This window comes from Clostridium sp. BNL1100 (genome assembly GCF_000244875.1).
GTDB lineage: Bacteria > Bacillota > Clostridia > Acetivibrionales > DSM-1351 > Ruminiclostridium.
Genome location: NC_016791.1, coordinates 3,833,221 through 3,847,176 on the forward strand (window position 1 = coordinate 3,833,221; position 13,956 = coordinate 3,847,176).

At 36.8% G+C, this 13,956-nt stretch carries 6 protein-coding genes; 1 reads left to right on the forward strand and 5 read right to left on the reverse strand.

What is annotated here, in order from left to right:
* Positions 1-225: 225 nt before the first annotated feature.
* Together CLO1100_RS16190 and CLO1100_RS16195 are read right to left on the reverse strand one after the other, a co-directional pair.
* Positions 226-2,622, reverse strand: coding sequence for a sugar-binding protein (locus CLO1100_RS16190; RefSeq protein ID WP_014314851.1), 2,397 nt, complete (start codon positions 2,620-2,622; stop codon positions 226-228).
* Between the two features lie 1,036 nt (positions 2,623-3,658).
* Positions 3,659-4,462: an AraC family transcriptional regulator gene (locus tag CLO1100_RS16195; protein WP_014314852.1), complete on the reverse strand. Its 804-nt coding sequence runs from the start codon at positions 4,460-4,462 to the stop codon at positions 3,659-3,661.
* Positions 4,463-4,818: 356 nt separating this feature from the next.
* Here CLO1100_RS16195 and CLO1100_RS20065 point away from each other — a divergent pair, with 356 nt between their 5' ends.
* Complete coding sequence (locus tag CLO1100_RS20065) at positions 4,819-8,757, forward strand: S-layer homology domain-containing protein (protein WP_014314853.1); 3,939 nt, start codon at positions 4,819-4,821, stop codon at positions 8,755-8,757.
* A 984-nt stretch (positions 8,758-9,741) separates the two neighbouring features.
* On the opposite strand, the gene CLO1100_RS16205 is transcribed toward CLO1100_RS20065, so the two are convergent.
* Genes CLO1100_RS16205 through ccpM form a run of 3 tightly spaced genes read right to left on the reverse strand, consistent with a single transcriptional unit; the run spans position 9,742 to position 12,679 of the window.
* On the reverse strand, positions 9,742-10,011 hold the full coding sequence (locus tag CLO1100_RS16205) for a peptide maturation system acyl carrier-related protein (protein ID WP_014314854.1): 270 nt from the start codon (positions 10,009-10,011) through the stop codon (positions 9,742-9,744).
* Between the two features lie 51 nt (positions 10,012-10,062).
* Positions 10,063-11,193 carry a TIGR04066 family peptide maturation system protein gene (locus tag CLO1100_RS16210; RefSeq protein WP_014314855.1) on the reverse strand — a complete coding sequence of 377 codons (1,131 nt, stop codon included), beginning with the start codon at positions 11,191-11,193 and terminating at the stop codon, positions 10,063-10,065.
* A 34-nt stretch (positions 11,194-11,227) separates the two neighbouring features.
* Positions 11,228-12,679 carry a Cys-rich peptide radical SAM maturase CcpM gene (ccpM, locus tag CLO1100_RS16215; RefSeq protein WP_014314856.1) on the reverse strand — a complete coding sequence of 484 codons (1,452 nt, stop codon included), beginning with the start codon at positions 12,677-12,679 and terminating at the stop codon, positions 11,228-11,230.
* Positions 12,680-13,956 lie beyond the last annotated feature (1,277 nt).

Below are 13,956 nucleotides of genomic sequence, written 5' to 3' on the forward strand. Positions count from 1 at the left end.
CCATCACATCAGGAATAAAAAAGACTGCCGAAAGAGATACAGCTCATCATATCCTTTAAGTGGGTCGGCGCAAGAAAGTCACGGTGTTGTTCAGTGACAGCTTTGAGGTACTTTGACCGTTTCACATAAAAAAAAGGAACAGGAGAGAATTGTACTTCTCCTGTTCCTTTTCTAAGATTATTTCACTTTACTTAAAACTGCTTCGCCTTTTTATCCAAGACGTAATCATTTGTTGTCCAAGAACAAATCTGGCAAGATATTGTATAAATAACGATCCACGCAGGTCCAGTTATGAGCTCCACCCTCCAATGTTATATAATAGAAGTTACCCTTTCTAAGATCTGCTGAATAAACAAACGTATCAGTAAGTTTCTTCATTTCAGTGATCTGGGAATTCATTCCATTATAAGCTAAATCAGCTGTACCTGTTGCACAGAAGATTCGTATATCATCTTTTGTATAACCCGCTTTTTTAGCGATTTCAGCTAAATATTTAGCTTTGATCTCATCATCGGTTCCCGTGAAATTATATCCTTCTTTCTTTATTGAGTCTACATCCTGCCAGCACCATAAACTAATTGGAACATAGTATTTAAAGTAATTTATACTATAAATGTAGTTATACCAAGTGCAGGCAGAACCCATGGAGAATCCGGCAACAGCTCTGTGATTTCTTGCTGCAAGCAAGTCTTTTTCACTGTTAGACTGAGCATATACATTAAATTTTCCTTCAATTGTAGGTATGATATCCTTCACTAATTCATTATGAAAATTCTTAATACGGAACAGTCCATCTTCCTTCTGTCTCTCAGGAGTATATGGAGCTGTATTATACCAAGTAGGAGTAACGATAATCATTGGCTTCATCTTACCGGCAGCAATCAAATTATCAACTGCTCTCATAAGCTCTGAATTCTGACCAACACCGCCAAAAGCAGTATGCTGACTCTCGGCATTACCATGAATCAGGTATACTATATCATATTTCTTGGTTTTATCGTTGGCATCATATCCGTGAGGGAGATATACAAGCATATACTTGTCTAAAGCTTTTGCGTCTTGATCGTAAGTATTTGTTTTGTAGTCAACTCTTACGATAGATCCTCTTATGCTCTCAGGATCTGACGTCTTGTATGCCTTTGGTATATCTCTACACTCTTTTTCATCAAAGGATAAATCGTTATGTACCAAATTATCAATGGCAGCTTGTAATTTAATGTGCAAGTCATCAAATTTTGCTTGTGTTGAAGCTTTGTCAGCAATCGCAGTTTCTGAATCTTTAATTAGTGTGTCAACTGCATTACCGTTAGAATAGCGTTGCAGCTCGATATCCTTTGCACTCATGACTAAGGATTTCAAATCATAAAAGTTTGGTTTTGATACAGAATTGAGGCCTTTACCAGTTAAAAGCATTTGACCAAACTTTTTTGTATCCTGATAAGCAGTACCCGTGGTATCAAATATATTCATAGTAGCTATTCTTGTACTTCCAGTTGCATCATTGATCTGACCCTCCATACCCATTACCTTACCATTGGCCGGGGTCTGAGATAATGCAATGCGGCCTTCAATTACATAACCGCCTGCTACTGTCTTTGCAGCTGTATACAGATTTGTTAAATCACCATGGTCCGTGGATCTCTCATTTTTAAAATTAACTCTAAACTGACTATCATCGCCTTCATATGTCCCACATCTCTTATTATCTTCGTCCAGGAAAAATTCCACGCTATCTTTTTCATAAACATTACCGGAAGCATCGGAAATGTTAGCATCCTTTACTTCAGCAAGGAAATACACAGCATTATCATCCCACAACACTCTCATGGTTGCTGTTGTATTCGTACTGCCGGAACTTATCTTTGTAAATTTTACCGGTTCAGCAAGCTTCCAAGCATCTTCAATGTCTCCGTCAACACTATCCGGTGAGCCATAGTAAGCAACAACTCTTCCGCTGGCATCAAAACCATTAGCATCTACTGTTACCCTCTTAGTCCCTTGGTCCCCAGTAGTTGCCTTATCATAGCCGAGCTTCTGAGCAAGAGTCTTTGTTCCGTCGGCAACTGGCTTATCAAGAGCTTCCTTAAGTGCAGTTGCTAAATTGGCATTGCTTATCTGACCTTTTACAGTAATGATCTTGGTAAGACCCTTTTGAGCTGCAAACTTAATTGTATTTGCATACGTAAAGTCTTTCCCTGTTTTGTAACCCAATGCTTCAAGCAATATCTTGTAAATCATCTGAGCGGTCGCCGGGCCATTAGGATCAAATCTGCCTCCGCCTATACCAACCCATCCCAACTGCGGATTAGCCTTGAGATATGCTAAAATATTTCTTCCTTCTTTCCATGCTAATGAATCAGCATCAGCAAAGTTCACTTTAGATGAAAATTTAAGAGCCTCAGCCTCTAATCCACACAATTTAAGAGAGATTACTGCCGCCTGAATTCTAGTAGTTCCTTTTGCAAGGTAATCGGCATTTACACCATTCCCATCACCTTTAATTACATTAAGCTTTTCCAAATACTGTGCATCAGTCTGTGCGTTAGCAAATGCAGATATCGAAAATGTTGCTAGTACGCATATTGCTAAGACTATTGCAATTAACTTTTTGAAATTTCTCATACTCTCAATTCCTCCTGATAGAATAAATATTAAGGGTAACCTTTATAGCCTTGATTTTCATTGAATATCAAAACTATATAATATATCTTTAAGCAATTACTCCTAGAGCTCTTCAGAGACTGCTTTAAAGATCTTCTCAAGTATTTCCGGAAAGCCAAACGCAAGTTCTTTTTTCTTCTATAAAATCTATAATTTCACCACTATATGGAAAGTCAATTATTACAAAACCTTTACTTAATACTTGCATCCATTGTATTTTTATCCGACCCACACCAACCTTCACGATTTCGAACTAGTTACCATAACTTTTGAGTATAAACTCCCTTTTGGGGATTTATACCCGTCATGGATACAAAACCTATTTTAGGAATATTTTCACGTATTTTCTTCATATTAATACTATCACAAAGTAATTGGATGCTCATTTTTAAAAATCATACTATCTGACCTTATTACATAAAATAGGCACTTTAAAACAGCATTTATCTATTATTTACATAAAATATTACATTTTCAATAAATTTCTATAAATTCTATTTTAATTTCCTTTTTAGCTAACAATACTTTTAAGTTTAATCAATATTGCTTATATTGGTTGAGGTGCAAAACTAAAAACCCCACTTCTGCTCAATCCATAGCAAAAGTGGGGTTACCCATGTCATCCTACTTTACAATTTTCAACAAATCCGTTATCCAATACGTGCCTTGAGTGGTCAAAATAGATGTATCTGAGCACTAGCCTCTCCTTGGTTGCTGGTATATCCAATAAATTTATGTTTCTGAATGTAATTTCTTTGACTAAAGCTACCCAACTATGTAGACTAAATACTTAATTAATTTCTAATAGTTCGCTCGCAAATTCATCAGCATTTTTTCGATTTTAGTATCATCATATCCATAATATTCCAATAATAGTTTAATACCTCTTACCACTGTTTCATTAATATTAGTAGGAGAAATTTAAATGTTATGATCTACCGTGGTCACCTGAATTACGGACCCGGTACCATAACAATGCTGTCGACAACAAGGTACCCTAATATTGAGAACTTACCATCTTTTTATCCAATAGGATTTTGGAGGGAGGATATCCTTTGATTCTTTTAAATAGCTTGCTGAAATAGAAGATATCTTCAAAGCCGCATTTATATGCTGCATCCTTTACGGTAAACTCGCCACTAAGAAGAATATTCTCCGCATTGCTGATTTTCATCTTATTAATATATTCCTTTGCGGAACAACCTATATACTCTTTGAAAAGTGTTCCGAAATATGCGGTTGTTAGACCGGCATTTATGGCAAGTTCTTCTACTTTGATAGGCTTGTGGAGATTACTTAGGATATACCTGATGGTTTCTTGGATTCTGATGTCAATGTTTTGAACGTTAATTTTATAATAGAAGCGTTTGAAATAATTATGTAGAATCATCAAAAGCAATGCGCGAGCTTCTATTTCAAACCCTAGACTTTTTTTCAACCACACAAGTGTCAGTTCATTGTACAAATATAATAATTCTTCCGAGGTGCCAACATGGGATACCAATGGAAAAGGAAGCTCAACATCATTCCCTTTAATGTCATATAACTGGAAATTTACAGAAAATGCTTCCATTGGGTTGTTCGCATCCGTAGTTGCGCTTCGCTGGCTGCCTTTCGGAATACAAATGAGATCGCCCTGATTGACTTCATAATATTCACCATTCACTTTGTAAAAGGCTTTCCCTCTTGAGAAATAGGATAAATCAATAAAGTTAATTGTTGCATCTTGAATAACCCAGTTTGGAGTAGCGCGCCTATTATTAAAATAGTCTATTTGTGGATTAATTTCCTTGTAGTCCATAAAAATACCCCATTTTCCGAAAAAAGTACAAATGATTTAATTTACATCCATGGATTTTATTATAAGATTTTCATATTATATTATCAATAGTCAATAAAAAACATGTCGAATCTTACATACTATATCAAACGGGAGGTGTTTTTAATGTTCGTCAAGCCACGTACGACGTAACCCAAGGGACAAGTACGTAGTGCGAAAGTAGGTATATTTAAATAGTTAATTCGTCGAAAAATTACAAAATCTTCAGCTTATCACAACATTTCAATCTGTAAAGTATTAAAAAATCCAAAATCTGAGAATTGGGTAACTCTAAAACGAGATTTTAGAGGTTGCCTTAGAAAAGGAGCAAAACTAAGATGAAAGATAAAAAACTCTTAATCAACGTATCCCGCCTCCTCGTAGTCATCATGCTGTTCTCATTATTCACGGTTACTCCCGTCCCGGTCACAGCGGCTGAAGGCGAACCAACACTTGAACTGAACAACCTCATTGCACAAGCCGAAGCTTTAAAAGCCGGCAACGAGGAATTCCAGCTGCAGATTAGCCACACTGACGACGGATCCGACGTGAACAAAGCTTTCCCCTGGGTGTACGCCAACGAACTCGAAGATCTTAATAACGCGCTTGAGTCCGCGCGCAATGAGCTTACTCCCGTCGATGAAGCTATAGCCAACCTTCAGGACGCAATAGTGAGTTTCAATGAAAAGATCAAAGCGGACGGTTCAGATCCCTATTTCTGTCTTGATCCTGGTCCTGGTAAAGTACCTGTAAAAATTACCGAGCCCACAAATGTCTGGACCTCAAGAACCCCGCTTGACAACCGTGTCCCTGCCGACTTTGCTGGTGGCACATTCAATATGATTCCGTATCCTTTTGCAGATTCCGAAGGCAAAGCTGATGTACTCCAGATCAATTACGCCCATAACGGAGTAAGCACGTTCGGAGGAATTAGCATTCAATCTCTGTTGTCCCCGGCTGTAAATGTCCCCGAAGGCTCAACTATTGAGTTTGATGTGTACTATCCTAAGAGCGCGCAGGGCAAATACATGAGGTGGAGAATGAGAAATACCAGCTCTAACATCGATAGCTACCTCAGGGATTACCAGTACAACAACCTTAACCCCGACTGGGTTGGCAGCTACAACGGTGAAACCTGGTTGGTGACTCACAACAGCGTCACTGCCTCAACAGGCGATTCCTCGGACTTCGTTCTAGAACTCCATGGTGAGACCGGCCGTCCCGCAGAAACCGGGATGCTCCTTGTCGCAAACATCAAAATAACCGCACCCGATCCCCAAGGCGTTGCGCTCCCCAACGTAGTCAACAATGAAAATCAAAGTGTCGTAGCACCTTTAAAGAGTGTTTACAACAGTGAAAATGGCATGTTTATGGTCGGTGCCATCGGAACCGGAGCAGTAACCGAAACTAGAGCCAATCACTATGAAATCTTTGTCGACGGCAACAATCTCAAGGCCGATGGAACACATCCTCGTGGCCCGAGCTGGCTGAAAAGCGTTACTGGTGATGCCCTGAATGGCGCAACCACCACCCCTGGCGTAAGTGAATACAGTTTCCCGACCAACTCTTATCAAGCGATAAGAGATTCCGGAACTCCCGGAGAGTACAAGTCTCACGGCCATGTTTTGGCATGGTACAACCAAGCCCCTTCATGGATGACACAGATTATTCCTGCGAACCTTCCAGTCGGATATAACGGCACAACCGATTTCTACGGCTTGGGCAACGGCGTTACAACCACGGTTAAGGTAGACAAAGAAATGGCCAGAAGAGTTCAGTTTAACCACACAATGTATGTGATGCGTCACTTCCTAAGCACAGATACGAAGTATGGCTCAAGCGTATCCCGCGGAGTAATCCCCTTCAATTCATGGGACGTACTCAACGAAGAGGTTCACGAGAGCCGCCACAGCGAAAACATTCCCCAGAATGTGAATAGTTGGAGAACGAGTCTCAAACACACCAACTGGCTTGCTGCAATGTCAGATGATTTAATTGGTGGCGACATCAAAGATCATTACATTTACTTGCTTTTCAAATACGCGCACATCGCGGCCCCCAACGCCAAGATGGCGGCAGCTTACAAAGCCAACTATGCTGACCTTCCCGAGTACATGAAGCTCGATGAGCACGACACCAATGGAAGCATTGACGCCTATATCGTTGACAATCCTCCTAAACTGACCTACAACGATTACGGCCTTGCTACCCGCAGCAAAGCGAGGACTGTATACAACATGGTTCTCGAACTGAACACCGCATGGCTCTCCGATCCGCTGTATGACGGAAGGCCCCTTATCGAAGACATCGGTATCCAGGGACATGATTCGATCGGAAATACCCTTGCAAGCGATAACCAATATGCCATGGCCCTCTATGCCTCTCTCGTTGACCGAGGCCTTCTTTCCGGTATTTCCTACTCGGAACTAGACCTTAAGGTGCCGACCAACACCCCCGGCGGCGGTGCGACTGCTCCTGCAGTGCTCAATGTCAGACAGTCTGACGCCCTTGGTTATGAGTATGCGCTGATGTATAAAATGTTCACCAAGTTCGCCCCGTACATCGATCACATCATCAGCTGGGGCGTATCCGGTTCAGGATGGCAGGGAAGCTATGTGCTGTTTGACAGTCAGAGCAATGCCAATGCTGGTTACTACGGCGCCATTAATCCGGACAGATTCATTCTTGGACATTCATACCTGCATGATTTCTTTAATAGCGAATACGAGAAACTTCAGGACGGCTATAAAATTGACCTCGGCGACCTTGGAATGTATACACCAAAATCGTCCAATGCGAATCTCAGCGATCTGACCCTTAGTGTGGGAACACTCCAGCCGACATTCACCTCAGCAACCACTCAATGCAGTACTTCCCTGCAGGATGCGACCGGCATTAAGGTGACTGCGACAACGGCTGATAGCAAGGCATCAATTAAAGTGAATGGCACGGTTGTTACCAGCGGTACAGCTTCCGGAACAATATCGCTGACACCTGGTATAGTGACGAATATAAAGGTACAGGTAACAGCTGAAAACGGTAGGGTAAAGATTTACACTATAAAAGTAACAAATAGCAAAACTCCGTCTTCTCCCAGCACCGGAACATCATCTTCTACACCTGTAGTGCCAGTTGTTCAGGATCAAAAAGTAACCATGCAAACGACTGTGAAGAATGGAATCGCATTCGTTCCGACACTGGATCTGGAAAAAGCAAAGGAATTTCTGGCAAAAGATGTTACCATAGATATACCTGTGGTTCAAGGAGTGAATTCTTACTCGGTAGGCTTACCTGCTGCTGCACTGACAAGTGGAACAAAGGATGACAAGCTCACTCTTTCCACTGAATTGGGTAAGGTTGTAATCTCCGGTAACATGTTGACCGGCACAGCTGAAAGCGGCGGCAAGGAAGTAGCACTGGAAATTGGCAAAAGTGACAAGTCCAAGCTCCCGTTGGAAGTGAAGGCAGCTCTCGGCGATAGGCCAATCATACAGCTTACCCTTACGGTAGACGGAAAAGAAACAGTCTGGAGCAATCCCAGCGCACCTGTAACCGTATCCGTGCCTTACAAGCCAACTGCGGACGAATTGAAGAATCCCGAAATGATTGTTGTTTGGTACATTGACGGAAGCGGAAATATTATTACAATACCAAGCGGACGCTATGTCCCCAATAACGGTATGGTAATCTTCACAACAACTCATTTCAGCGACGACTATGCGATATCTTACGTATCCAAGACATTCACAGATCTTGGAAGGGCAGCATGGGCCAAGAAAGCGGTCGAAGTACTTGCATCAAAGGATATTCTCAAGACAGAGGGTAATGTATTCAATCCGACAACCGATATCACAAGGGCAGATTTCCTTTACTCACTTGTTAGGACACTTGGATTAACTACAAAGACAAGTGGCAATTTCAGCGATGTACAGGAGGATGCTTACTATTATAATGAAATTGCAATTGCTAAAGCTCTTGGTATTACGAGTGGCATAGGCAACGACAAATTCGGCAGCGATAACAGAATCACAAGGCAGGACATGATGGTGTTGACAGAAAGAGCCTTGAAACTTGTGAAAAGTCTGAACAAGCAAGGTAGGGCTGCGGATCTGGATAAATTCTACGACAAGTCCAAAGTTGCTTCTTATGCAGTGAACAGCGTAGCTACCATGGTTAAGGAAGGGTTGATTGTAGGTAGCAATAATAAAGTCAATCCGACTGGGAATGCAACCAAAGCAGAAGCCGCAGTATTCCTCTATAAACTGTATAATAAGTAAGAAATTCTCATAATGATTATGGAAAGCCGTGCTAACATTGTTGGCACGGTTTCTGCTATGTGTGCCAAAAAATTATTCGATTTCACTAATGTTAATGACATTGATAAAATGTAAGAAAATAGGGGTTAAATTTTGTATGTATATGGCGGTAACAAAATAACTTATAGAGTGTATCAAGGATGAAAGGAAACTACCAGATGGAAATACGAAATGATCACAAGATGAGCAGATCAGGAAAACAATATATACAACAAATATAATAAAGAGTTAAACTGTCAGTTCAGGGATGTTACAAAAACAAAGTCTGTATTCCCATAACATTGCTCACTAGAGAAAATGTCTATCTGGAATCAAAGATACCCGAACTGGGATCAGGTATGAGCCAATAAATGATTATGTACGACGGAAGGCTAGACATCTAAGTATAGATAAGCCCCCACCGCCCTAAAGGGCTCGTCTTCATTGCCAGACCGATATAAAACTTAGTTTTAAAACTCTGCTTCACAACCAACTCATAATTTATAAAACCGTCAAACAGAAGACACTCTCCTCCCGATTGACGGTTCATCTAAAAATTAAAAAATAACCTATACTCATCAAAAATTGATTCGCGCATACCCGCCGTAAATCAAGTACCCGACAATAGTAAATCCTTGAGCCATTTCGGCAAGCAGCTCACTTTTTTATACTCCTGAATTTTATTTATCACTTCTGCTGCATCCTCTTCCCGCATGAATCTATTTTATTAGAACAGACTATAGCAATAAAAACTAATAAAAAGCAAATCATATCTATCATAAAAACAACTTCTTCACAATTCAATCTCTAATCTATTTTATCTATTTATTTAATTTTATAATGCAAACATTACCTATTTATAAATATTGTGTTAAATGCAATTAGCATATCCTATATTTATCAACTTGGAAATTAAATGCGAGTACTTTTTGCGTTTTAATATGTATAAATTTACAAACATATTAATCATTCTATAATTTCATCCTTAATAATTTGTAAAATATTATTGAATGTGTTAAACTTTCCTTTTATTATATAACTCTCAGGAATTGTTATTTTAAATTCTTCTTCGATATCTACAAATACGTAAAGCAAGTCTCTAGGAGCAAGTTTAATATTTGAACCCAGTAAATAATCATTCTTAGCCTCAATGTCCATTTCTATAAAATCAAGCTTAAATCTTTTTAAAAATATATTTTCAAGTTCTTTCTCAATATTTCTTTTACATGTTATCACACTAATCCCCCCTTTAAAACTTGCATTTTCTGACTGCTGGATACAATATGTCTATATAGCAGGTACAACATCCGCATTTCCCGTCAGTTTTTTTATTACATTGTCTGTAAGAGCTTTTGCATCCTCTTGATTTAGTATATTTGTAACAGATATATTATTTTTTTTGAAGTTTTGCTTTTTTACATCAACTAATTCAGAATCTACAGTAAGATACTGCATAGACTTTAAAAATTGTGAACCTTTAAAGTCAAAACTATTGTTAGATAAATTAAAAAAGTCTGCCTCAAAGCCAAGTTTATAACGAATAGATAAAGATATCTTCTCAAAATAAATTGGTAGGTAGTCTCCGTATAGAGTACTAAATATAGCAATATCAGGGAATATAGCTTGAGAAATCTCAAATGCAAATATACCAAAGTTATTATTAAATTCTTTATTAAACGGCATTAACCCTCCTGGAATACCTATAACTATTATATCTGGCTGTTCTTCAATCTCAATCTTTTTTATATAATTATTAAATAAAATAATTTTTTTCGTTTCCGGTAAACATGTACTATACATAAAATCAGGAAAAGAATGTATCCCTAGCATCTCGCAATAGTGCCTTGACCCAACCTGTGAAACTTTATAACCTGCCTCTATAAGATTTTCTCGAAGAGATAGTTGTATTTCAAATTTGTGGGTTCTCTCAGCTACCCCCAAAACAAAAACTACAGGTACAGTAATTTCCAAAAGACTATCTAAGTTGCACGTATCTGAACCCTTATTTAATCCCTTAGAAGGACTAAAGTATTTAAAATACTTACCTTTACTCATACACTTTTCATTTATCTCTTTAAAAAGTTCATCTTCAAGATTTAATGTACAAATGATATTTTTACCCTTATCTGCTGCTACTTGTATTTTAGAATAAACTAATTTTTTAATGTCTAATTTGTTATATGACTCCATAAAAAGCACAGTATCTACTGAGTCAATCAATTCATTAAAACTACTATTCACATTTATACCAATATCTTCTCCACCATCTACACTTCCTGCATCCTTAGAGCTAAATCCCCACCCATTAGGAGATACAATCCCTGTAAGTTCGTAATTGCCCATTAAATTAGTATGTCTGACAATAGGGCTAGATTGAATATCAAATGGATAAATCAATAGTTTCTCTTTACTGTTCATATGTTTTCCCCCAAAAGTAAATTCATTAAATGTACTAAATGGATACCATGTCTAAAACCGGGATAGTGTTCTTATCAAAGTCATGTCCTAGTTCCCTTAATACACAATAATCCTTCAATTCGCTTTCCAGAACTCTTTTTACTCTTGTACAACCAGACAGTTTCTTTTCTTTAGAGAGCTCAGTTATGTTATCTGCTGAAGCAGCACATAACTGACAAAGTCTAAAAGCCCAACAATTCTTGCAGTTTTCTTTACTTAATTGTCCAATATTCATAATATTCCTAACTTTATCTATATCAAAGCCATAATCAACATGCCCAATCTTCATTACGTCGGAAGTTTCGCTACACCTTTCGCAAGGAAACATATTTCCGTCAACATCAATGAACAATCTATTTGCTCCTGCAATACATGGTCCCCCCGGATGTGCCTTATCAGGCAAATTTTTCATTATATTCCACTCTTGTTGCATTTTAACCTTTAAAATACTGTACTCAATTGATATAATCTTAGAGACATTTTGTTCATTGAGCCTTTTGATTTTTGAAAGATACATTTTAAAGGTCTCATATTGGCGCTTTACAATAAAATCCTCTTCAACCTTATAAGAATCTTTTATATAATTGTCACTTATATATGTTGAATTCATAATTGAGTCGTTAAGAATATCAGAATTAAAAAAGAAGTCGTTAATACATCCAAAATCATTTTCAGTATCCATAACAATATTAATAAATATTTTTTTCATGTAATCAGGATATTTTAACTTTATTATTTCTATATTTTTCATGATAACATCAAAGGTACCCTTTCCATTAGCTGAGAATCTCCTGTTTTTATCATGTGCTTCTTTATTACCATCAAGGCTTATAGTAAGATTCAAGTTATGATTTACAAAATAATCAACAATTTCTTCTGTGAGAAGTGTTCCATTTGTAGTCATATTAAAGGTGATATTTTTGCCTTCTGCCATTTCTTCTGCATATTCTATACACTTTTTAATTAGATCAAATTCAAGTAAAGGTTCCCCTCCATAAAATCCCAAACTTATATGTTGTGTATCAGTTGAATGATTTATCAAAAAATCAATAGCTTTTTTAGCAGTTTCAAAAGTCATCGTTTTATTTTCATGGGTACGATTAAAGTATTTACCTGAATAAGCACAATAAGAACACCTTAGATTACAATTTCTTGTTATCTGTAACGTAGCCATCTCAAGTTTTCTGTTGAGATAATATTTTAATGTATCATTTGCAGGATGTGCTATCTCGGATACTCGTTTATTTAATAAAAAACCATTATTCTTTAAGTAAATAATATCTGCATCCTGCTCAATATTAGCAATATCCTGTTTATCCTTTAATACTCCCCAAAGCTTTTCATAAATGCGACCACTAATTTTCAAAATATAGTTGGTATTGACATCAAATAGATAATATCCTCCTGGTGTCTGAAATAGATGAATAAAAGGTTTATCTGAATTCATAGTTCCTCCTTTAAATCCATTTGCTTTGAGATATATTCATCTATAAAAAGGTACTTGTTATAATAAATATCATCCGTTGATAAACAATTCTTACAACGGATGATATTTATAGTCAGTACTTTCAGAAGATGTACTCTCTCCTACTCAACGTAAAATTACTATTGATAGGTATAAGCAAAATCTTTTACAATGTGGTCTTTCAGTAAAATACATAAATTCAATTATTTGTTATATTGATAATACGAACTGTTTTCCAATGCACTAGCAGCAGCAAACGTATGAGCGCTACATGGATAGTAGCAATTAGAAGAACAGATTGAATAACAATTGTTCGCATATGCCTCTATAGTTTCTGTTTCTGTAATCAATTTTTTACGTAACTTATTCATACAATAACCTCCTCTCAAATTATTTTCCATTTTAAATGTAAATCATGGCCATAATCACTTAAATGGTTCTATATGAATTCTAAGTAACATTAAATGTTATTTAGAAAATCATTAGTGTATTTTCACCACTGTTTTTGCTTACATCTATAAAATCAAAATTAAGAGTCCAATTATTCCTCTAATAATCCTAAACATCCGTGACAACTATGAAAGTCCGAAAAATTAGTATAATTAAAATATTGTAATTTAAGTTTTAAAAGGTGGTTTAAGAATATTGAAACATAGAAGTTACGTAGGAAAAATATTTTCTCTGAAGTAAGCCTACTACTTGATCAATTAAAACTAAAGCAATAGTAACTGCAGAAAATTTAATTACAATATCAAAATCCTTTTTAAGCATATCGTAGTCCATTGCTTGCTTATTAGCGGAAAACCATATTAATTCCTAATGAAGCGATAATACACACAAAAACAATACTAACTTTTTTAATATAAGGGTTTAGTAATTTAAAAATTCTTATGAAAATAACTTTGTTTTCTCTATATATAACATTTATAATCGCAAAATTATTTTTTTGATTAACATCATAATCTTAAATAACTTTTTTAAAACTTACTTTTTATACCAGTATTATAACTTATATACATAATTTGTCAACTTTTTTTGTAATTTTAGTTTAAATTTGTATCTTTTGTTAAATAATTACGTGGTTGATGTAAAAATTCACAAAGCATTTATCCTTCATTAGTTTCAAAATACACGAAAATAATATTTAGAAAATTAGCGAACTGCTATTAGTGATGGCGATGTTATCGCTTTTTATGATACTAATATAGGATATGCTTATGTTAATATCAGTATCCCACCTCCGTCTCCATGATTTTGAT

What these genes read in the sequence shown, in the direction of transcription:
- ccpM (WP_014314856.1), bottom strand. Translation starts at nt 12,679, where the DNA reads ATGAATTCAGATAAACCTTTTATTCATCTATTTCAGACACCAGGAGGA.
- CLO1100_RS20065 (WP_014314853.1), top strand. Translation starts at nt 4,819, where the DNA reads ATGAAAGATAAAAAACTCTTAATCAACGTATCCCGCCTCCTCGTAGTC.
- CLO1100_RS16195 (WP_014314852.1), bottom strand. Translation starts at nt 4,462, where the DNA reads ATGGACTACAAGGAAATTAATCCACAAATAGACTATTTTAATAATAGG.
- CLO1100_RS16190 (WP_014314851.1), bottom strand. Translation starts at nt 2,622, where the DNA reads ATGAGAAATTTCAAAAAGTTAATTGCAATAGTCTTAGCAATATGCGTA.
- CLO1100_RS16210 (WP_014314855.1), bottom strand. Translation starts at nt 11,193, where the DNA reads ATGAACAGTAAAGAGAAACTATTGATTTATCCATTTGATATTCAATCT.